18 protein-coding genes are annotated in these 20,306 nt (G+C 61.8%); 11 read left to right on the top strand and 7 right to left on the bottom strand.

Features of this window, described 5'->3' with window-relative positions; genetic code table 11:
- Positions 1 to 179: 179 nt before the first annotated feature.
- A complete protein-coding gene (locus M0D64_RS27700) occupies positions 180 to 911 on the bottom strand; it encodes a TetR/AcrR family transcriptional regulator (protein ID WP_154558448.1) in 732 nt (243 codons plus the stop codon).
- Positions 912 to 1,192: 281 nt separating this feature from the next.
- On the opposite strand from M0D64_RS27700, the gene M0D64_RS27705 reads away from it, so the two are divergent.
- The 4 genes from M0D64_RS27705 (at position 1,193) to M0D64_RS27720 (ending at position 7,036) form a co-directional block, all read left to right on the top strand.
- Positions 1,193 to 2,374, top strand: coding sequence for an isovaleryl-CoA dehydrogenase (locus M0D64_RS27705; protein WP_266260053.1), 1,182 nt, complete (start codon positions 1,193 to 1,195; stop codon positions 2,372 to 2,374).
- A 70-nt stretch (positions 2,375 to 2,444) separates the two neighbouring features.
- The gene (locus M0D64_RS27710; RefSeq protein WP_266260055.1) at positions 2,445 to 4,052 is read left to right on the top strand and encodes a carboxyl transferase domain-containing protein; all 1,608 of its coding nucleotides are present in this window, start codon (positions 2,445 to 2,447) and stop codon (positions 4,050 to 4,052) included.
- Positions 4,053 to 4,080: 28 nt separating this feature from the next.
- Positions 4,081 to 4,866: an enoyl-CoA hydratase/isomerase family protein gene (locus tag M0D64_RS27715; protein WP_171926176.1), complete on the top strand. Its 786-nt coding sequence runs from the start codon at positions 4,081 to 4,083 to the stop codon at positions 4,864 to 4,866.
- Between the two features lie 142 nt (positions 4,867 to 5,008).
- Complete coding sequence (locus tag M0D64_RS27720; RefSeq protein WP_171926177.1) at positions 5,009 to 7,036, top strand: acetyl/propionyl/methylcrotonyl-CoA carboxylase subunit alpha; 2,028 nt, start codon at positions 5,009 to 5,011, stop codon at positions 7,034 to 7,036.
- A gap of 9 nt (positions 7,037 to 7,045) precedes the next feature.
- Here M0D64_RS27720 and M0D64_RS27725 read toward each other — a convergent pair whose 3' ends face one another.
- From M0D64_RS27725 to M0D64_RS27740, 4 genes are all read right to left on the bottom strand, one after another.
- A complete protein-coding gene (locus tag M0D64_RS27725; protein WP_266260056.1) occupies positions 7,046 to 7,837 on the bottom strand; it encodes a phosphate/phosphite/phosphonate ABC transporter substrate-binding protein in 792 nt (263 codons plus the stop codon).
- A 19-nt stretch (positions 7,838 to 7,856) separates the two neighbouring features.
- Positions 7,857 to 8,135, bottom strand: a complete 279-nt coding sequence (locus M0D64_RS27730; protein ID WP_154558316.1) for a DUF1488 family protein — start codon at positions 8,133 to 8,135, stop codon at positions 7,857 to 7,859.
- Positions 8,136 to 8,318: 183 nt separating this feature from the next.
- Positions 8,319 to 10,490: a pyridoxamine 5'-phosphate oxidase family protein gene (locus M0D64_RS27735; protein WP_266260058.1), complete on the bottom strand. Its 2,172-nt coding sequence runs from the start codon at positions 10,488 to 10,490 to the stop codon at positions 8,319 to 8,321.
- A 38-nt stretch (positions 10,491 to 10,528) separates the two neighbouring features.
- Positions 10,529 to 11,170 (bottom strand): glutathione S-transferase family protein, encoded by a 642-nt coding sequence (locus M0D64_RS27740; RefSeq protein ID WP_266260059.1) that lies wholly within the window; start codon positions 11,168 to 11,170, stop codon positions 10,529 to 10,531.
- 128 nt (positions 11,171 to 11,298) lie between these two features.
- On the opposite strand from M0D64_RS27740, the gene M0D64_RS27745 reads away from it, so the two are divergent.
- From M0D64_RS27745 to M0D64_RS27775, 7 genes are all read left to right on the top strand, one after another.
- Positions 11,299 to 12,213, top strand: coding sequence for a LysR family transcriptional regulator (locus tag M0D64_RS27745; RefSeq protein ID WP_266260060.1), 915 nt, complete (start codon positions 11,299 to 11,301; stop codon positions 12,211 to 12,213).
- A 568-nt stretch (positions 12,214 to 12,781) separates the two neighbouring features.
- Entirely contained in the window at positions 12,782 to 13,645 is an 864-nt protein-coding gene (locus M0D64_RS27750; protein ID WP_266260155.1) for a TauD/TfdA family dioxygenase, read from the top strand.
- Between the two features lie 57 nt (positions 13,646 to 13,702).
- Entirely contained in the window at positions 13,703 to 14,755 is a 1,053-nt protein-coding gene (locus M0D64_RS27755; protein ID WP_266260061.1) for an ABC transporter substrate-binding protein, read from the top strand.
- Between the two features lie 70 nt (positions 14,756 to 14,825).
- Positions 14,826 to 15,656 (top strand): ABC transporter ATP-binding protein, encoded by an 831-nt coding sequence (locus M0D64_RS27760; protein ID WP_266260062.1) that lies wholly within the window; start codon positions 14,826 to 14,828, stop codon positions 15,654 to 15,656.
- The gene (locus M0D64_RS27765; protein ID WP_266260063.1) at positions 15,653 to 16,531 is read left to right on the top strand and encodes an ABC transporter permease; all 879 of its coding nucleotides are present in this window, start codon (positions 15,653 to 15,655) and stop codon (positions 16,529 to 16,531) included. Before M0D64_RS27760 ends, M0D64_RS27765 begins: the two co-directional genes overlap by 4 nt.
- A 136-nt stretch (positions 16,532 to 16,667) precedes the next feature.
- Complete coding sequence (locus M0D64_RS27770; RefSeq protein WP_266260064.1) at positions 16,668 to 18,074, top strand: selenium-binding protein SBP56-related protein; 1,407 nt, start codon at positions 16,668 to 16,670, stop codon at positions 18,072 to 18,074.
- The gene (locus M0D64_RS27775; protein WP_266260065.1) at positions 18,071 to 18,754 is read left to right on the top strand and encodes a hypothetical protein; all 684 of its coding nucleotides are present in this window, start codon (positions 18,071 to 18,073) and stop codon (positions 18,752 to 18,754) included. The genes M0D64_RS27770 and M0D64_RS27775 overlap by 4 nt, the downstream gene beginning before the upstream one ends.
- Before the next feature lie 52 nt (positions 18,755 to 18,806).
- Here the strand turns inward: M0D64_RS27775 and M0D64_RS27780 are convergent, their stop codons facing one another.
- Positions 18,807 to 19,598, bottom strand: a complete 792-nt coding sequence (locus tag M0D64_RS27780) for a molybdopterin-dependent oxidoreductase (protein WP_266260066.1) — start codon at positions 19,596 to 19,598, stop codon at positions 18,807 to 18,809.
- Between the two features lie 2 nt (positions 19,599 to 19,600).
- Positions 19,601 to 20,194 carry a cytochrome b/b6 domain-containing protein gene (locus M0D64_RS27785; protein WP_266260067.1) on the bottom strand — a complete coding sequence of 198 codons (594 nt, stop codon included), beginning with the start codon at positions 20,192 to 20,194 and terminating at the stop codon, positions 19,601 to 19,603.
- Positions 20,195 to 20,306: the final 112 nt, after the last annotated feature.

The raw sequence follows: 20,306 nt of genomic DNA on the forward strand, positions 1-20,306 counted from the left end.
CAAAGAGAAGTAGGTGCCGCCCCGCACAGGGGCAACGCTAATAGACCACTAACAATGCAAGGAAAGGCACGAAAGCCAGAACAAGGAAAGGCACGAAAGCCAGAACAAGGAAAGGCCAAAGCCCTAAGAACACTGACAAAAAGCGCCGCGCGGACAAAAAACGCAAAAAACCAAAACCACTATCCACCACGAGGCGCCCGAGCCGCCTCATCAAACCGCCGATTAGCCTCAACAACCTCCGCCCTGAACTGCTGCAAAGCACTGACCTCCAAATCCGGCGGCATCAAAGCCGCCCATAAAACATCGATTAACTGACCCGCGGTAGCGTCAATATCGATATGCCGATTAGCCAGCGTAGCGTCCCACAGCACATGTTCCATCGGCCCAAACACCATCGACCGCAACAACCTCAACGGCATGTCAGCCCGAATCTGCCCAGTCTCCTGGCCCTGCGCCAACACCCGCATCAACGGCGCCGTATACCGCCGCTGCAATTCCGTCAGCGCCTCACTCAACTCATGATGCCGGGCCCGGCCCTCGGACAACACCAAAGCACACAGGTCGGTGCCATTGACCAGCATCAACCGCAAATGCGTCCGCACAATAAAAGCAAACTGCTGCCGCACGCTGCCATCCCGCGGCAGCCCCGACTCGATCGCTTCAATGATCTCGTCGTACCAGTCGCCAATCACCCGCGCGCATAACTCGCGCTTGCCGCGAAAATAACTGAACACCGTCGCCTCGGAAATCCCCAGGCGCTGCGCAATCTCCGCCGTCGTCGCGCGCTCGTAGCCCTTCTCGGAGAACACGTCGCGCCCCGCCTGCAAGATCTCCCTCACGCGCTGCTGAGACTTGCGCCCGGCCGGCTGGCGGCGCGAGGCAGGTAACTCAGCCTTCATGGCAACCGTCATATGAGTCCAGTTCAGATTTGTGAGGCCAATCGCCTCGGTGACACCCATCCCATCACTGTATAGCGGCTCCAGACGCATGCCAACCAGTTTCTGAGTGATACTCAAAAATACCACTTGACGCTTACGTAAATCTGGCGTGAAATGCGCCTTGAACGTTTCGCGCCTCGTGCGGGGTGGTAAAGGCGGCCCATAAGGCCGCCGCCGTCCGCTGAGCCGCACTCAGACGGGCCGGCACCCACCCAGGCTAAGCCGGTCCGCCAACGAACTCTGGAGACACTGCAATGAGCAACCTGCCCGGTTTGCAATTCCCGCTCGGCGAAGAAATCGAAATGCTGCGCGACAGCATCGCCGGATTCGCCGCCAAAGAAATCGCCCCGCGCGCCGCGGAAATCGATCGCACGGATCAGTTCCCCATGGACCTGTGGCGCAAATTCGGCGACCTGGGCGTGCTCGGCATGACGGTCTCGGAGGAGTACGGCGGCGCGAATATGGGCTACACGGCGCACATGGTCGCGATGGAAGAAATCTCGCGCGCGTCGGCATCGGTCGGTCTCTCATACGGGGCGCACTCGAATCTGTGCGTCAACCAGATTCATCGCAACGGCACGGCAGTGCAGAAGGAAAAATATCTGCCCAAGCTGGTCTCCGGCGAACACATCGGCGCGCTCGCCATGAGCGAACCGAACGCGGGTTCGGACGTCGTCAGCATGAAGCTGCGCGCGGACAAGAAGGGCGACCACTATGTGCTGAACGGCACGAAAATGTGGATCACCAATGGCCCGGATTGCGACACGCTGGTCGTCTATGCCAAAACCGATCCCGAAGCGAATTCGCGGGGCATTACCGCGTTTATCGTCGAGAAGGGCATGAAGGGTTTCTCGGTCGCGCAAAAACTCGACAAGCTCGGCATGCGCGGTTCGCATACCGGCGAACTGGTGTTCCAGGACGTCGAAGTGCCGGAAGAAAATATCCTTGGCCAGTTGAACGGCGGTGTGAAGGTGCTGATGAGCGGCCTCGATTACGAACGCGCCGTGCTTGCCGGTGGCCCGACCGGCATCATGGTCGCAGTCATGGACGCGGTCGTGCCGTATATCCACGACCGCAAGCAGTTCGGCCAGCCGATCGGCGAATTCCAGCTAATTCAAGGCAAGGTCGCCGATCTGTACACCACGCTGCAAGCGTGCCGCGCGTATCTCTACGCTGTGGGCCGTCAACTCGATACGCTCGGCAAGGAACACGTGCGCCAGGTGCGTAAGGACTGTGCGGGCGTGATTCTCTACACCGCTGAAAAAGCGACTTGGATGGCCGGCGAGGCGATCCAGATTCTCGGCGGCAATGGCTATATCAACGAGTATCCGGTCGGCCGTCTGTGGCGCGATGCGAAGCTCTATGAAATCGGCGCGGGCACGAGCGAAATCCGCCGCATGCTGATCGGCCGCGAACTGTTTGCCGAAACGGCTTGAGCCGCACTTTGCATGGGATCGGAGTAAGAGCTTTGCATCCAACTCCGATCGACATAGGAGAATCCACGCAATGCCGATCATCGAATCAAAGCTGAATCCGCGCTCGGACGACTTCCGCACCAATGCGGCGGCGCTCGAAGCGCTGGTCGCCGATCTTCGCGCGAAGGTCGAGAAACTCGCGCTGGGCGGCGGGCAAGCGGCGCGCGACAAACACACGGGCCGCGGCAAACTGCTGCCACGTGAGCGCATCGAGAAACTGCTCGATCCGGGCACGCCGTTTCTCGAGTTCTCGCAACTCGCGGCCTACGGCATGTATCACAACGATGCGCCGGGCGCTGGCGTCATCACGGGCATTGGCCGCATCGCGGGGCAGGAGTGCGTGATCGTCTGCAATGACGCGACGGTCAAGGGCGGCACGTACTATCCCGTCACCGTGAAAAAGCACGTGCGGGCGCAGGAAATCGCTGCTGAAAATCATTTGCCGTGTGTCTACCTGGTCGACTCGGGCGGGGCGAATCTGCCGAATCAGGACGACGTGTTTCCCGATCGCGATCACTTCGGCCGCATCTTCTTCAATCAGGCGAATCTGTCCGCGGCAGGCATCCCGCAGATCGCCGTCGTGATGGGTTCGTGCACGGCAGGCGGCGCCTACGTGCCGGCCATGAGCGACGAATCGATCATCGTCAAGAATCAGGGGACGATTTTTCTCGGCGGCCCGCCGCTCGTCAAAGCCGCAACCGGTGAAGTGGTGAGCGCGGAAGACCTCGGTGGCGGCGATGTGCATACGCGTCTGTCGGGCGTGGTCGATCATCTCGCGCAGAACGACGCACATGCACTGGGTATTGCGCGCAGCATCGTCGGTAATCTGAATCGCACGAAGCAGGTGCCGGTGGCATTGCAGGAGCCGAAGCCGCCGCGCTACGACGTGAAGAGCATGTACGGCGTGATTCCCGTCGATACGCGCAAGCCGTTCGATATCCGCGAGGTGATCGCGCGCATTGTCGACGATTCCGCTTTCGACGAATTCAAGGCCCGCTACGGCACCACGCTCGTGTGTGGCTTCGCGCATATCTGGGGGCACCCGGTCGGCATCATCGCGAACAACGGCATTCTGTTTTCGGAGTCGGCGCTCAAGGGCGCGCACTTCATCGAACTGTGCTGCCAGCGCAAGATTCCGCTCGTGTTCCTGCAGAACATCACGGGCTTCATGGTGGGCCGCAAGTACGAAAACGAAGGCATCGCGCGTAACGGCGCGAAGATGGTGACGGCCGTGGCCACGGCGAAGGTGCCGAAGTTCACGGTGATCATCGGCGGTTCGTTCGGGGCAGGCAACTATGGCATGTGCGGCCGCGCGTATTCGCCGCGCTTCCTGTGGATGTGGCCGAACGCGCGCATTTCGGTGATGGGCGGCGAGCAGGCGGCGTCGGTGCTGGCCACGGTCAAGCGCGATGGCATCGAAGGCAAGGGCGGTTCGTGGAGCGCCGAAGAAGAAGAGGCGTTCAAGCAACCTATCCGAGACCAATACGAGCATCAGGGTCACCCGTACTACGCAAGCGCTCGTCTGTGGGACGACGGCGTGATCGATCCGGCGCAAACGCGCGATGTGCTTGGCCTCGGCCTCTCGGCGACGATGAACGCACCGATCGAAGACACGCGTTTCGGCGTGTTCAGAATGTGACAGAGCGCAAAGCGCAGGAGCTGCAACGATGCAATACGAAACGCTGAATGTCGCTTTCGCCGGGCAGATCGCCACGGTCACGCTGAATCGGCCGGACGTGCGCAATGCGTTCAACGAAACGATGATCGCCGAAATCACCTCGGTCTTCACGGCCTTGAACGTGCGCGACGACGTGCGCGCAGTAGTGCTCGCCGCGAACGGCAAGGCATTCTGCGCAGGCGCCGACCTGAACTGGATGAAGAAGATGGCCGGCTACTCGGACGACGAGAACCGTGCCGACGCGATGCTGCTGGCGAACATGCTGTCGTCGATCTATCGCTGCAGCAAACCGGTGGTTGCACGGGTGAACGGCGACGCCTACGCGGGCGGCATGGGTCTGATCTCGGCGTGCGATATCGTCGTTGCGGTAGAGAGCGCGCGTTTTTGCCTGTCGGAAGCGCGTCTCGGCCTGATCCCGGCGACCATCGCGCCGTACGTGATCCGTGCGTTGGGGGAGCAGGCGTCGCGCCGCTACTTCACGACCGCTGAGCAGTTCGATTGCGCGACGGCATTCCGCCTCGGCCTGGTTAGCGAAGCAGTCAGTGCGGAACAACTCGACGCTACCGTGCAGCAGATCGCCGAGACGCTTTGCGCAAACGGTCCGCAAGCGGTGCGTGCCTGCAAGCAGCTAGTGCAGGACATCGCTGGCCATGAGTTGAACGAGGCCATGATCGAAGACACGGCGGCGCGCATCGCCCGCACGCGAGCCGGTGCGGAAGGCCGTGAAGGCGTCGCGTCGTTCCTCGAAAAGCGCACGCCGTCCTGGCGCGATTGACATGCCGTTGAAACGTAACTGAAGCGTAACTGAAGCGCACCTGAAGCGCACCTGAAGCGCGGGCAAGCCTCCACTCCAGGGCGCTGTCCGGCCTTCGCCAGAACAACACAGCCCCGAACGGGACACTTCACCGAGACACCTCATGTTCAACAAGATCCTGATTGCCAACCGCGGCGAGATTGCCTGCCGGGTCGCCGCGACCTGCAAGCGGCTCGGTATCGCGAGCGTGGCCGTGTATTCCGATGCGGACGCCAACGCGAAACACGTGGCCGCATGTGACGAGGCGGTACATATCGGCGGTTCGACCGCGGCGGAAAGCTATCTGCGGGTCGAGCGCATCATCGAAGCCGCGCGTGCGACCGGCGCACAGGCGGTGCATCCGGGCTACGGCTTCCTGTCGGAAAACGAAGACTTCGCGCACGCCTGCGAAGCGGCCGGCATCGTATTCATCGGACCGCCGGTCGAAGCGATCGCCGCCATGGGCTCGAAGGCGGCCGCGAAGGCGCTGATGCATGCGGCGGCCGTGCCGCTCGTGCCGGGTTATCACGGCGACGATCAGGATCCTGAGTTGCTGCATCGCGAAGCCGATGCGATCGGTTATCCGGTCTTGCTGAAAGCGAGCGCGGGTGGCGGCGGCAAAGGCATGCGCGTGGTCGAGCGCACTGAAGATTTCGCGGCGGCACTGGCGTCGTGCAAACGCGAAGCGGCCAGCAGTTTCGGCAACGACCGCGTGCTGATCGAAAAGTATCTGACGCGGCCGCGTCACGTGGAAGTACAGGTATTCGCGGACCGTCACGGCGGCGCGGTGTATCTGTTCGACCGCGATTGCTCGGTGCAACGCCGTCACCAGAAGGTGCTGGAAGAAGCGCCGGCACCGGGTTTGTCCGCGGAAGTCAAACGCGAGATGGGCGAAGCGGCCGTGGCCGCCGCGCGTGCGGTGAATTACGTGGGCGCGGGCACGGTCGAGTTCATCATGACCAGCACGGGCGACTTCTACTTCATGGAGATGAACACGCGCCTGCAGGTCGAGCATCCGGTCACGGAAATGGTGACGGGCCAGGATCTGGTGGAATGGCAACTGCGCGTCGCCGCCGACGAACCGCTGCCGCTTTCGCAAGAGCAACTGAAAATCGACGGCCACGCGATCGAAGCGCGTATTTACGCCGAGCATCCGGCCCGTGGCTTCCTGCCGTCGACGGGTACGCTCAAGCATTTGCGCATGCCCGAAGGCGTCGAATTCACCATCGGCGCGGCCGGCCTAGGCGAACCGGGTCGCAAGGCGCCGGTGCGTATCGACAGCGGCGTGCGCGAAGGCGACGCCATCACGCCGTTCTACGATCCGATGATTGCCAAGCTGATCGTCCACGGCGCGACGCGTGAAGAGGCGCTCGCGCGGATGAATCGTGCGCTGCGTGCCTGCGAAGTGGTCGGCCCGCACACCAACGTCGAGTTCCTGCAACGCATTGTCACGAGCGAACCGTTTGCGACTGGCGATCTCGATACGGGTTTGATCGAGCGTCATCACGATGCCTTGTTCGCGCCCGTGAAAAAGCCCTTCAAGGAAGCGCTGGCGCTCGCTTGCGCCGCATTGTTGACGCGTGAAGGCGGCACGGCGCACGGCGCGTCGCCGTGGGATGCACTATCGCACTGGCGTCTGAACAGTGGCTATACGCAGACGCTCGGCTGGCGTGACGTCGAAAACGAAAGCGTTTTCACGGCCACGTTCGCCCGCGACGGCGCCACGCAAACGCTCGAACACGACGGTGTGCGCGAAGGCTTCACCTGGTCGGAAGGCACCGGCCAGCACGAATACCGCGCGACGATCGGCGATGCGCGGGTCACCGGGCGTGTTTTCATCGACGGCGACACGTTCCACGTGTTCTGCCTCGGCGAGGCGCTGGCGTTCGAGTGGCAGAACCTGCTCGCCCATGCCGCGGATGCTGAAGGTGGCGAAGGCCGCTTGACCGCACCGATGCCGGGCAAGGTGATCGCGCTGCTGGTCGAACCGGGCACGGTGGTGGAGAAGGGCACGCCGCTGATCGTGATGGAGGCGATGAAGATGGAGCACACGATCGGCGCGCCGGCGGCAGGTACGGTAAAGGAATTCCTGTATGCGGTTGGCGATCAGGTTGCCGACGGGGCGCAGCTTCTGGTGCTGGATGTGGGCTAACGGCCGTGCTTAAGCGAGGCGCGCGTAGCCGGCGGCGCGCGCTTCGTTTTCGAGTTGCTCGATCCGTGCGTAGTCGGTGAGCGGCAACGCGGAAAAACCCTTCAAACGCAGGCGTTTGGCACGCTCGGGCTGGGCACGGTGCGCTTCGTTGAGTACCTCGCGCAGCGTCTCGATCGTCGCGGACGGCACGTTGTTGGACGCAATCAAAGGCAGACCCGGCGATGCTGCCGTCAAGCCGATTTGCCGAACCTTTTGCGCCAATTCCGGCAATTCATCGCAGACAAAGGCGAACGTCACGCAGTCGATTGCGGCGACGTCTGCGCGATTGTCGACCACCGCCCGCAACGATCCGAGATGCGAGCCGGTGCGCAGGACCGCGCTGAAAAACGCGCCGTCGCGCGCAAGCGGCGCCACCGCGTGGCGAAACACATTCATGCCGCTATTCGAATCGTCCTGATTGTAGGCGGCACGCGCGCCACGGCAAGCCGCAAGTGAATCGAACTGCGCATCCGCCCGCGTCACCAGGACGCTCGAATAATCCGCCCCTGCGCAGCCCGGCGCATCGAATTGCGGCGTGGCGATGACCTGAACCTGCTCGATCAATCCATGCATCAATGGATAACCGCAGGTTTGCGAGAGCAGTACGTTAGGGCGCCGCCAGAAACCATGGAGTTCCTCGTCGGGCTCGACGATGCGGCAGTCCGGGCTCACCATGCGCAAGACGTCGTCTAACCACTCGCGCCACACAGTGGCAAGCGCGGGCGTCACGTTGTACATCGGCAGGGCGGCGATCCAGGTCATGGACGCGATTCTGGCATACCTAATGTCTGACCATTCGAAATTCGTCGAGCCCGAGGCGCACGGGCTCGGTCTGTTTGAACGGCCACTTGCACTCCACCACCTTCAATATTTCCAGTTGGGCGTCTTCGAACGCGACGAGCAAATCCGTGCGCCGCTTGCTCGCGGCCCCGCAATAGGTCATCAACGCCTCGGCGCTGACCTCGAAGACCTGCACTCGATCGTCATAACAGACGCGGAAGGCGACGGTTGCGCATTCCGTGACGCACGGCCTGAATCCTTCATCGACATATACCGACATGACAACCTCCCGCCGCACGCCCGAGTCATCAGGATGACTGGCCGTAAGCTTTCGGTATGTGGGAAAACCGGCATTTGCTGTAAAAATGCCGGGCACCCGCTTGATCTTACCGATCGGAAACAGTAGGCACCTGCGTGGCCGCATGCGTAGTCCGATTTTGCCTCATGACGGCGGGCCCGTCATTCAGAGTTCCAGCGACAGTCCGTCTTTCGCGGCGACGTCGTCGGCAACCGGCCGCCCCATGCAGATGAGGGCGTGGCCTGCGTCGATGGGGGCGTCCGTGGGTTCTTCGTAGGCGACTCGCCCGTTTAACACGCGCGTGGAGCAGGTGCCGCATATCCCGGACCGGCAGCTCGAAGGCGCGGCGATCCCGCATGCTTCGGCGAGGTCGAGAAGCGTGCCGTTCTCCGGTAGCCATTGGACCGTGCGCTGCGATCGCGCGAACGTGACGGGTATGGCCGCCCCATCGCTTGCCGGCACGTGTGCGGGGCGCGAGCTTTGAGCGTTTTCCGCCACCGCCGGTGGGGTTGCCTGCGTACGTTTGATCGTTGCCGGTCCAAACGCCTCAAAGCGGATTCTGTTATCAGCGACGTTAAGCGCGCGCAATCCTTCATACAGTTCACGCATGAACGACTCGGGACCGCACAGATAGAAGTCGTAGTCGTCGAAGGGCAGTGCGCGCTTGATTTCAGCCAGGGTCACGCGACCGGGCAGGGTGCCGGAAGGCGCGTGGGTGGCTGGATCGGTGGCGCTGTCGAACAGGTGCATCGAGACCGCCGGATGGCGCGACGCGAGGTCCTGCAGGTGCGCACTGAACGGTCGATCGACGTCGCGTCGCGCGCCATGGAAGAAATGCAGCGGCCTGGGCGGACTAAGCGGCTCGCGCGCGGCAATGGCGTGATGCAGCATCGTGATCATCGGCGTGATGCCGATACCCGCCGAAATGAACACGGCGGGGCGCAGGCTGGCTGAATCGTAGGTGAATGCGCCACGCGGTGCCATCGCTTCGATCTGCATGCCGGCGGCGAAGCGGTCATGCAGCCAGGCTGAGCCGACCCCGTCGCGTTTCACGGTGATCCGGTACTGCCGCCGGTTGCTCCCGTCGGACAGCGTATAGGTGCGCGTCAGCGGTTTGTCCAAGCCGTCGATCGGCACGCGGATCGGCAAGTATTGCCCGGGCTCGTACGCCGGCAACGGTGAGCCGTCCGTCGATTCAAAATAGAACGAGCGGATCATGGGCGTTTCTTCGTGCACGGCGGAGATCCTGAGCTTCTTCCACGGCGATTCGAGCGTTGAAGCAGGCAGGAAATCGAGCGGTGAGGCCGACAGGGGATCGGGCAGCGAAGCAGGCAGTGGAGCGGGCACCGAAGCGGCCAGTGAAGCCGGCGTCACGAACTGCGGCGCATAGCCGACTTCCGACCAATGAAACGGTAACGCTTGGCGGCTGCGCCGCACTTCGGTAATACGAAAGCGCACCAGCCGCTCGGCCAATGGAAACTCAACCAGTTCCGGACCGTCCCAGACGATCTCGGCGAGGGCCGCGACGTACAGCATGTCACCGCTCGCAAAGTCTACGAACAACAAGCCGGCGCGCGGATCATGAAGCAGATTCCCCAGTGTGTTGAACAAGCGGTTGCCGCTGAAATCGGGCGTTGTCAGGGTGGTCGCGTCGTCAATACGCACGAAGCCCGGCATGCCGCCGCGATGCGAAACATCGGCGCCGCGAGCCGGGCCCGCATCCTCGCTGACGTTCGCGCTCGCGATAAAAAAAGTATCCGCGTTGGCCAGCAATGCGCGGTCCGCTGCGCTGAGTTGGGTCGACGTTTCAACGGGTGTCTGCGTGCCGGTTGCGCCGCGTGCAACGAACGTCGGCGTACGGCTTTGAATATATTTTGCGCAGTTGCCGAAGCTTTGCATGACCTCGAGCGTGACCGTATCGCCATCTACCGACGACACCACGCCGTTGACGCGATTGCGCCGGCGAGTCTGCGCTTGCAAGCCCAGGCCGCCAATCATCATGCCGGGCTGCCAGTACCCGGCCAGTGGATCGCCCGGTAAAACGCCGCCATCGATCCGCAACGTACGCGGGTCCGGCGACGATACAAAGCCCGGTTCGGCTGCGCGCAGGGTTGCCCACGGCTGGCCGTTTGCATCGAGCCCGCCGAACACCATGAATGGCTGTTCGGCGTAAAACTGCCGATGCTGATCCGGCATATGGCGACGGATGCCTCGACGGCCAATCGACTCCGCCTCTTCGTTTACTCCCACATGTTGCTGTACCAGGAGTTCGGCGGCGTGAAACGGCGACTCGGCGGCGTCCCAGCCGCGCGGCGTGCTGGAAGAATGCTGGGACATATCGGCCTCTGCCCGTCAGGGCTTACGCATTTCTCTGGTTACGCGGCGAGCAGTCCGGCCTTCGTTGCAGGCATCGCGATGAAGCGTGGCAGCGCTTCGACACGGCGGAGCCACGCCCGGATGTTCGGGTACGGTTCGAGCGAGACGCCGCCTTCCGGCGCATGGGCGATATACGTATGCGCGGCGATGTCGGCGATGCTCACATGGTCCCCCGCGGCGAAATTCTTGCCGGCAAGCTCGGCGTCGAGCACGTCGAATAGCTTGTGGGCGATCTTCTGCGCGGTGTCGAGATTGAGCGGCGCACCGAATACCGTCACCAGCCGCGCTGCGCACGGTCCGTAAGCGATCTGGCCGGCGGCGAGCGAGAGCCAGCGTTGCACGGCGGCGGCGCCAAGCGCGTCTTCCGGCAGCCATGACGGGTCGCCATAGCGTTTCGCCAGATAGACGAGGATTGCGTTCGAATCGAACAGCACCGTCTCGCCATCTTCGATTGTCGGCACCTGGCCGAACGGGTTGAGCTTCAGGTATTCCGGGCGACGATTGTCGCCGGCAGCCATGTTCAATTCGATCACTTCAAAAGGCAGATCGAGTAATGTCAGGAACAACTTGACGCGGTGCCCGTGCCCGGAGAGGAGCGTGGTGTGAAGGCGGATCGGCTGGGCGGGTTGGGCGGCTGACATTGAAAGCTCCTGGAGCGGGAAAAGCCGACAACCGTCGACTGGAATGGGGTAAGCGTACCGGCTCGCGGTGCCGCGCAGAAGACTGCTAAGCTAGAAAACATAATCAATCAAAGATGGACAATCGGCGAATGGCAGATCTAAAAGATGTCAATCTGAACCGCCTTGCGATTTTTGTTGCAGTGGTGGAAGCGGGCTCGTTCACCGCGGCGGCCGCGCGTCTCGGCCTCACGAAAACCATGGTCAGCACGCACCTGCAGCGGCTCGAGCGCGAAATCGGCGCGGGTCTGCTGGTCCGAACGACGCGGCGGCTCAGCGTGACCGAAAGCGGGCGCGCCTTCTACGAGGCAAGTTGCAAGATCTTGCAGGCGGCGGAGGAAGCGCTATCGGCCGTGTCGGGGGAATCGGCGCCGTTACGCGGCACGTTGCGCGTGAATGCGCCGATCGACTACGGGGCGTTGGTGGTGACGCCCGCGCTGGTGGAGATGCGCCGTACGTATCCGGAACTCGACATCGAACTGGTTTGCAACGACCACTATGTGGATCTGATCGCGGAAGGCATCGACGTGGCCATCCGTCTGGGGCAACTTGCCGACTCGGGCTATCGCGCCGTGAAGCTCGGTGGTTTCGTCAAATGGATCGTCGCGAGTCCGGAATTCATCGATACGTGGGGTAAGCCGAAGACGCCGGCTGCGCTCGCTGCCATGCCTCATGTCGCGCTATCTGTCTTGCCGCATCCGCTGACGCTTGAGTTGCAGCGGGCGAAAGGCACAAGACAAAGCGTGCGCTGCGAGAATGTTCTGCTGGTGAATACGGCCGATGCCGCCCGTGCGGCGACACTGGTGGGCGGTGGCTTCGGATTGCTGACTGATTTTTCGATCGCGGAAGACGTGGCGGCGGGTCGGCTGGTCCGCCTGTTGCCGGATTGGGCCGGCAAGCCCAAGGGCATCTACGCGGTGTTTCCGCCTACCCGTTATCCGACGGCAAAGGTACGCGCGTTGATCGACGTGATCAGGAGAAGGCTTGAGCCGCCTGTGGACGGCTAACGCCGGACAGAGCATGGAACGCGCACTGACTCTCAACGCAGTTTTTCGTCGTTATGCGTTAGCCTGCTAAGCATAGTTAAAACGCTCGCTTATCCATGCGATTCGGCGTTGTTACGATCGCGGTTTGATCGTATTGACCAGACCGGAATTTCGAGCCTTGACCTTTTCTATCTTTCGTTTGCTCGCTCGCGCGGCGCTGTCTTCGCTGCTCGTCGTGAGTGCCGCTCACGCGCAGACCGCCGCCAATTCTTCGCCACGGCTCACCCCGATGCGATCAGCATCCTGGTCGCGCAGTTGACGTCGGCGGGGGTGTGGGTTCGCAGCCATCCCGACGATGCGGCAAAGCTGCTCGCGGCGATCTGGGGCTTGAACGCGGCCCGCAGCGCGTTAAAGCATCGGGTTTATCACTCAAGCAGATAACCGTATCGGATTTGCTTCGTTGTCGCCGCGCGCATGCACCGGTAAATTCGTCTGACTTCGCCTTAGCCGGCGTCCTTCGAACAGATTCGACGAAGAGTTTCCTGTGACGACTGCCTTAACACCTACCGCCGCCAACGCCACTGGCCATATCAATCAAGCCCGGCACATCGAAATTCGCGCTTTCGACGGTCCCGTCGGCGCTGAAGTTCTGGGTCTCGATCTCAGCGAACCGTTGGGTCAGGACGATTTCGCGCGCATTCACCGTGCGCATCTGGACCATCACGTGCTGGTGTTTCGCGATCAACGCATCACGCCGGATCAGCAGATTGCCTTCAGCCGCCGCTTCGGCCCGTTGCAGATTCACGTGCTGCATCAATTCCAGTTGCCGGGCTATCCGGAGGTGCTGGTCGTCTCGAACATCGTCGAGAACGGCCAGCCGATCGGTCTCGGTGACGCCGGTCATTACTGGCATTCCGATCTGTCGTACAAGGAGAAGCCGAGCCTCGGCTCGCTGCTGCATGCGCAGGAACTGCCTTCGGAAGGCGGCGACACGCTGTTCGCCAACATGCACCTCGCGTGGGACACGTTGCCGGCGCACTTGCGCAACGCGGTGGAAGGGCGTTCGGCCGAGCACACATATCTCGCGAAATACGCGGAATTGCAGAAACGCAGCCCATGGCGGCCGAATCTGTCGGCGGAGCAGATCGCACAAGTGAAACCAGTCGTGCAGCCGATTGTGCGCACGCATCCTGAGACCGGGCGCCGCGCGCTCTTCGTCAGCGAGCATTTCACGACTCGCGTGATCGGCTTGCCGGAAGACGAGAGCAATTCATTACTCGAGGAAATTTTCGCGCATAGCGTGCGCCCCGAGCATCTGTACCGGCATCAATGGGCCGAACACGACATGGTGTTCTGGGACAACCGCTCGTTGATGCATCTTGCGGCCGGCACGCCAGATCATCTGCGCCGCAAACTGTATCGCACGACGATTGAAGGCGACGTGCCGTTCTGACGGCAACGCCGCCCGCCTCAACCATACCCACACGCCCACATGCTGACCGGAGTTCCGATGCTTGCCAGGTTTCGCCCGACCGCTATTCGGTCGTCTTTTTCCCGTCGTTTGACCGCAACGCTGCTTACTTTGTCGATCGGTGTCGCTGGTTTCGGCGCAGCCGTACCCGCGCACGCCGAAGGGCAGATCCGCATCGCCGAACAGTTCGGTATCGTCTATCTGCTGCTGAACGTAGCGCGCGACCAGCAATTTGTCGAGAAAGAAGGGCGTAAGCAGGGCCTCGACATCAGGGTCGACTGGGTGAAGCTCTCGGGTGGCGCCGCGGTCAACGATGCGCTGCTCTCCGGCGCGGTGGATATCGCCGGTGCGGGCGTCGGCCCTTTGCTGACGATCTGGGACCGCACGCATGGCAAGCAGAACGTGAAGGGCGTGGCGTCGCTCGGTAATCTGCCGTACTACCTCGTCAGCAACAATCCCAATGTCAAGACGATCGCCGACTTCACCGAGAAGGACCGTATCGCGCTGCCGGCGGTCAATGTGTCGGTGCAATCGCGCGTGCTGCAATACGCGGCGGCGAAACGCTGGGGCGACAAGGATTACAACCGTCTCGACAAGTTCACGCAGGCGCTGCCGCATCCCGACGCGGCCGCGGCGATCATCGCAGGCGGCACGGAAATCACCGGACACTTCGGCAATCCGCCGTTTCAGGAGCAGGAACTCGCCGGCAATCCGAAGGCGCACATCGTGCTGAATTCGTACGACGTGCTGGGTGGCCCGAGCTCGGCAACCGTCCTGTACGCAACAGAAAAATTCCGCGACACCAATCCGAAGACCTATCGCGCATTCGTCGATGCGCTGGCGGATGCCGCACGCTTTATCTCCGCGAACCCCGACGTCGCAGCCGATATCTACATCCGTACGAACCAGTCGAAAATCGACCGCAATCTGCTGCTGAAGGTCATCAAGGATCCGCAGGTGCAGTTCAAGGTCGCACCGCAGAACACGTTCGGACTCGCGCAGTTCATGTATCGCGTCGGCGTAATCAAAAACGAGCCCAAGTCATGGAAGGATTATTTCTTCGACGATCCGGCAACCGCGGCGGGAAGTTGAGCGTGATTTTCTTATCGAGCTTCGCCGGCTATTCATCGGCGCGTGCGGTCGGCTTACAGGGAGCGATCTGATGGTGGCCAATCCTACCTTGCTGTTTCCGAACGATGCTGAGCAGGCCACTCCGGCGACCAGCGAAAGACTGCTCGCGGTCGAACACGTCAACCTCGAATACCGCACGCGTGAACGGATCGTTCGCGCGACCCACGACGTGAGTTTCGACGTGTACGGGGGCGACCGCTTCGTCCTGCTTGGCCCCTCGGGTTGCGGCAAGTCGACGCTGCTCAAAGCCGTGGCCGGTTTCATCCAGCCGACGTCGGGCAGCATCTCGCTCGAAGGCGTTGCCGTGCGCGGCCCCGGCGCTGATCGTATTGTCGTGTTTCAGGAATTCGACCAGTTGCCGCCGTGGAAGACGGTTCTGCAGAACGTGGCTTTCCCGCTGCGGGTGGCGAAGAAACTTTCACGCACAGAAGCCAAAGAACACGCGCTGCACTATCTCGACAAGGTGGGGCTTGCTTCGTTTGCCAATGCCTATCCGCATACGTTGTCGGGCGGGATGAAGCAGCGCGTCGCGATTGCCCGCGCGCTGGCGATGCAACCGCGCGTGCTGCTGATGGATGAACCGTTTGCCGCGCTCGACGCGCTGACCCGCCGCAAGATGCAGGAGGAACTGCTGCGCCTGTGGGAAGAGGTGAACTTCACGCTACTGTTCGTCACGCATTCAATCGAAGAGGCGCTCGTGGTCGGTAACCGGATTCTGTTGCTGTCGCCGCATCCGGGTCGCGTGCGCGCCGAGCTGAACAGTCACCAGTATTCGCAGGATAGTTTCGGGCGCAGCGACTTTCAGCACAGTGTTGCGCGCATCCATCACCTGTTGTTCGAACAAACGGAGGCCGTTCAATGAGTACGCCCATCGTCCTGCTGCCGCCGGTTCGCGAAGAGTATGAGCGCCCACTCGAACCGCTCGGTGAACTTGTTCTCGAAGCGCCGCTACCTCTCGGCAAGCGCCTCTTTGCGCAAGGCTGGTTGCGCACGACGCTGATTGCGCTGGTGTTGATCGCGATATGGGAAATCGCAGCGCGCGCGGTCGACAACGATCTGCTGCTGCCGACTTTCGGCGCGACGTTCAGCGCCTTCGTACAAGGTGTCTGGTCGGGCGAACTGCTGCAGAAAACGGCGGTGTCGATGTCCGTGCTGCTGCGCGGCTATCTGCTTGGCGCCGCACTCGCCTTTGTTCTGACGTCGCTGGCCGTATCGACGCGTATAGGCCGCGATTTACTATCGATGCTGACCGCGATGTTCAACCCGTTGCCTTCCATCGCGCTGTTGCCGCTCGCTTTGCTCTGGTTCGGACTCGGCACCGGCAGCCTGCTGTTCGTCCTGGTGCACGCGGTGCTGTGGCCGCTTGCGCTCAACACGTACTCCGGTTTTCAATCGGTGCCGGCGACGCTGCGTATGACAGGGCGTAACTACGGCCTCACCGGTATCCGCCATGTGCTGCTGATCCTCGTGCCGGCGGCATTGCCGTCGATTCTTGCCGGCTTGCGTGTGGGCTGGGCCTTTGCTTGGCGCACGCTGATCGCCGCCGAACTCGTATTCGGCGCGAGTTCTGGCAGCGGTGGGCTTGGCTGGTATATCTTTCAGAATCGCAACGAGTTGTATACGGATCGCGTTTTCGCGGGGCTGGCTGCGGTCATCGTGATTGGCCTGCTGATCGAGCATCTGGTGTTCGATACGCTCGAGCGCGTGACCGTTCGGCGTTGGGGCGTGCAGCACTAACGGTCCGCCGGCGCGACAATGAGAGTGCAATAACGCGCTTAAGTATGACGAATTGCGAGGCGCGCTGAAGTTGGCGAAACAACCGGTCGCTCCCGCCGCTACCGGCCCCGAACCAGATCGACAGGAGGACCTCGTCATGGGAATGCGCCCAGATCCTACGTTCCACGCATCGCCGAAACTCGCCATGGATGCGCCAGCGGAAGACTTCGCTTACACGCTGATGCTCAGCCCCGATTTCTCGCAGCCCGATGCGCTCGCCGTCGTCGATGTGAAGCCCGGATCGCCGACCTACAGCCAGGTGGTTCACACGGTGCCGGTGCCGAACAAGGGGGACGAATTTCATCACTTTGGATGGAATGCCTGCTCATCGTCACTGTCGCCGCTGACCGGCCACGCCTTCCTCGAACGGCGTTATCTGATCATTCCGGGGATGCGCTCCTCGCGCATCTACATCGTGGACACCAAGCCCCATCCGACCCAGGCGAAAATCCACAAGATCATTGAACCCGAGGAAATCTTCCGCAAGACGGGCTACTCGCGTCCCCACACCGTTCATTGCGGACCGGAAGGAATCTACGTCAGCACGCTCGGCGGCGCTGGGAAGGATGGCACAGACGGCCCCCCAGGGATTTTCATCATGGACTGCGAGACTTTCGAGGTCCTCGGCCGCTGGGAAATCGACCGTGGGCCCCAGGAAAAACACTACGATTTCTGGTGGAACCTGCCGCGCGACTACATGGTGTCGAGCGAGTGGGCGTTGCCGCCGCAATTCGAGAATGGGATCGTCCCCGAAGATCTTCTCTCGAACAAGTACGGGCACCACATCCACTTCTGGGATTTGCGGGCGAGGCGCAACGTGCAGACGATCGACCTCGGCGCCAACCATCAGATGGCGCTCGAAGTGCGGCCTGCGCACGATCCTGGCCGCGAATACGGCTTCATCGGCGTAGTGGTGGATACGACGAACCTTGAAGGATCGATCTGGACCTGGTGGCGGGAGGGCGGAAAGTTTCACATCGAGAAGACCGCGACGATTCCGCCCGAGCCCGCGGCCGCGGAACTGCTTCCGCCCTTGCTTCAGGGATTCGGCGCGGTGCCGCCGCTCGTCACCGATATCGATCTCTCTATCGACGACAAATTCCTGTACGTCGCCTGTTGGGGAACCGGCGAAATGCGCCAGTACGATGTGACGGAACCGCGTAAGCCGAAGCTCACGGGATCGGTCCACATCGGCGGGATCGTACGGCGCACGCCACATCCGAATGGCAAAACCTTTGCGGGTGGTCCGCAGATGGTCGAGATCAGTCGTGACGGGAAACGTGTCTACTGGACCAACTCGCTCTACTCGACGTGGGACAACCAGTTCTATCCGGACGGTGTGCCGGCGGCCCAGGTCATGGCCCGGGCTGAACCTGGCGGCGGCCTTGCACTGGCCGACGACTACTGGGTCGCGTTTCCCGACGGATACCGGGCACACCAGATCCGGCTCGAAGGCGGCGACTGCTCGACCGATTCGTTTTGCTACCCGTCGGTGGGAACTTGATTGGCAGTGGCTGGCCGCAGATCGCCCTTTGGTTAGCCGTCGCGGCGAGTGGCCTCTATCACGGGCTCAACCCGGCGATGGGATGGCCGCTCGCCGTTTCGAGCGGGCTGATGGACAAACGTGCACGGGCGCTGTTCTCCGCACTCCTGTATCTCGCGGCGGGGCACCTGTTGGCCATGTTCGTGGTGATGGTGCCCTTCGCCATGCTTGCGATCCTGCTCACCTGGAAGCGCGAGATCCAGATCGGCGCGAGTCTGCTGGTCATCGGCTTTGGGGTCTGCCTTCTGATCTGGCGGCGCCATCCGCGTGTACTCGCGCGTATCCCGCCGTCGCGGCTTGCGCTCTGGTCCTTCGCCGTTGCCATCGCGCACGGCGCCGGACTGATGCTGGTACCGATCTACCTCGGCCTTTGCCGGTCCTACGACATGGATCGAGGGCATCAGGCCGCGCGGACTCTGATCGACGCCAATCTGGGCATGGCGCTGCTTGTCTCCGGCGTCCATGCGATCGCCATGATCGCGGTTGGCGGACTGCTGGCCTGGTTGGTCTACCGCTACCTGGGGCTGAAGTTCGTGTCACGGAGCTGGTTCAACCTGGACGCAGTCTGGGCATCGAGCCTCATTCTGGTGGGCACGCTCTCATTGGCGTTCAATGCCGCGCTGCCTGGCGGCGAGGGTTGATAGGGGCGGGCACGGCGATGCAAACGGCGAACCGGCGTGATTCAGGAGCCCTTCAGGAACCGCCGAACCAGTTGTAGCCCTGGTTCTCCCAGTAACCACCGGGATAGTCGTTCGTCACACTGATCGCGACGATATGCTTCGGATTCTTGTAGCCGAGCTTGGTCGGCATACGCAGCTTCATCGGGAAGCCGTATTTCGGCGGCAGCACCGCACCGTCATAGGTCAGCGTGAGCAGGGTCTGCGCATGCAACGCCGTCGGCATGTCGATGCTGGTCCAGTAGTTGTCCGCACAATGCAGCGACACATACTTCGCCGTCATGTCCATGCCCGCACGCTTCATGAACTCGGAGAAGCGCACGCCACCCCAGCGGCCAATCGCACTCCATCCTTCGATGCAGATATGCCGAGTAATCTGACTTTTCTGCGGCAAGGCGCGCAGTTCGTCGAGCGTCCAGACGCGTTTGCCATTCGCGAGGCCACTTACCTGGAGCTGGTAGGTCGCCGCGTCGACTTCGGGCACGTCGTCGATGCCGTAGAACGCGTTGAACGGAAACGGCCGTGTGATCATCGACTCCGGGTAGGTCGGGGCCATCTCTTTCGGATTGAACAGCAGGGCTTGCACGTCATCGTTGAAGAACGACATTTTGCGCAGCATGGTGTTCACCGACTTGTCATTGGACAAATCGCAACCTGACAGCAGCGCAATGCCGCCGAGCGTGAGAATTCGTTTTCCGAGCAGGCGGCGTGCCGGATCTTTCAGTTCTTTGCGTGCATCCTTGATGATGGATTCGGCGTGAGACGAAAGAAACGTGTCGAGCTTCACAGGCCGTTTTCGAAAAGTCATGACTACCGTCCACGAATCATCAGAAGCAGCGAGCGCGGCACCAGTGCGACCATGGCGACGTGCACGAAGAAGAACGCAACCAGCACGCTCATTGCAATGAAATGCACGACGCGCGCATTGTCGTACCCGCCCATCAGCGTGCGCAGGAGCGGAAACTGCACCGACTTCCATACGGCCAGCCCTGAGAGCACCAGTAGCGCGATATCGACGATTACCACCAGATAGGCGAGCTTCTGGATGGCGTTGTAGTGGCTGAGGTCCTCATGGCCGAGCTTGCCACGCAGCGCGGCGACGAGATCGGTTGTAAGTGACTTGAAGCTGAGCGGCAGCAGTTTGCGGCGCAGACGTCCGGACGCTAGATTCAGCCCGACGTAGACGAGGAAATTCGTCACCAGCAGCCACATGACCGCAAAGTGCCACAGTAGTGCGCCGCCAAGCCAGCTACCCAAGGTGATGGCGGCAGGAAAGCGCAAGGCTGGAAAGATCGGCGAGGCGTCATAGACTTGCCAGCCGCTCATTACCATCAGTACGACGGCGAGCGCGTTAATCCAGTGCGTGATGCGGACCCAGGCGGGTTGAATCGTTGCGTGGATCAAAGCGATCTCGTGATTGATGAGGTTGCCCGTCGTTGGAAACGCAAATCCGGCGCCTTGAGATTTGTTGTTGACTACGTGAGGCGGCTTGCGTTCGGATCGGCAGCATGCCCGT

This window comes from Paraburkholderia sp. WS6 (genome assembly GCF_030464835.1).
GTDB lineage: Bacteria > Pseudomonadota > Gammaproteobacteria > Burkholderiales > Burkholderiaceae > Paraburkholderia > Paraburkholderia madseniana.

Coding starts and splice junctions, on each gene's coding strand:
- M0D64_RS27735 (WP_266260058.1), bottom strand. CDS start 10,490: ATGTCCCAGCATTCTTCCAGCACGCCGCGCGGCTGGGACGCCGCCGAG.
- M0D64_RS27765 (WP_266260063.1), top strand. CDS start 15,653: ATGAGTACGCCCATCGTCCTGCTGCCGCCGGTTCGCGAAGAGTATGAG.
- M0D64_RS27755 (WP_266260061.1), top strand. CDS start 13,703: ATGCTTGCCAGGTTTCGCCCGACCGCTATTCGGTCGTCTTTTTCCCGT.
- M0D64_RS27745 (WP_266260060.1), top strand. CDS start 11,299: ATGGCAGATCTAAAAGATGTCAATCTGAACCGCCTTGCGATTTTTGTT.
- M0D64_RS27715 (WP_171926176.1), top strand. CDS start 4,081: ATGCAATACGAAACGCTGAATGTCGCTTTCGCCGGGCAGATCGCCACG.
- M0D64_RS27770 (WP_266260064.1), top strand. CDS start 16,668: ATGGGAATGCGCCCAGATCCTACGTTCCACGCATCGCCGAAACTCGCC.
- M0D64_RS27740 (WP_266260059.1), bottom strand. CDS start 11,170: ATGTCAGCCGCCCAACCCGCCCAGCCGATCCGCCTTCACACCACGCTC.
- M0D64_RS27780 (WP_266260066.1), bottom strand. CDS start 19,598: ATGACTTTTCGAAAACGGCCTGTGAAGCTCGACACGTTTCTTTCGTCT.
- M0D64_RS27760 (WP_266260062.1), top strand. CDS start 14,826: ATGGTGGCCAATCCTACCTTGCTGTTTCCGAACGATGCTGAGCAGGCC.
- M0D64_RS27720 (WP_171926177.1), top strand. CDS start 5,009: ATGTTCAACAAGATCCTGATTGCCAACCGCGGCGAGATTGCCTGCCGG.
- M0D64_RS27730 (WP_154558316.1), bottom strand. CDS start 8,135: ATGTCGGTATATGTCGATGAAGGATTCAGGCCGTGCGTCACGGAATGC.
- M0D64_RS27700 (WP_154558448.1), bottom strand. CDS start 911: ATGACGGTTGCCATGAAGGCTGAGTTACCTGCCTCGCGCCGCCAGCCG.
- M0D64_RS27705 (WP_266260053.1), top strand. CDS start 1,193: ATGAGCAACCTGCCCGGTTTGCAATTCCCGCTCGGCGAAGAAATCGAA.
- M0D64_RS27725 (WP_266260056.1), bottom strand. CDS start 7,837: ATGACCTGGATCGCCGCCCTGCCGATGTACAACGTGACGCCCGCGCTT.
- M0D64_RS27710 (WP_266260055.1), top strand. CDS start 2,445: ATGCCGATCATCGAATCAAAGCTGAATCCGCGCTCGGACGACTTCCGC.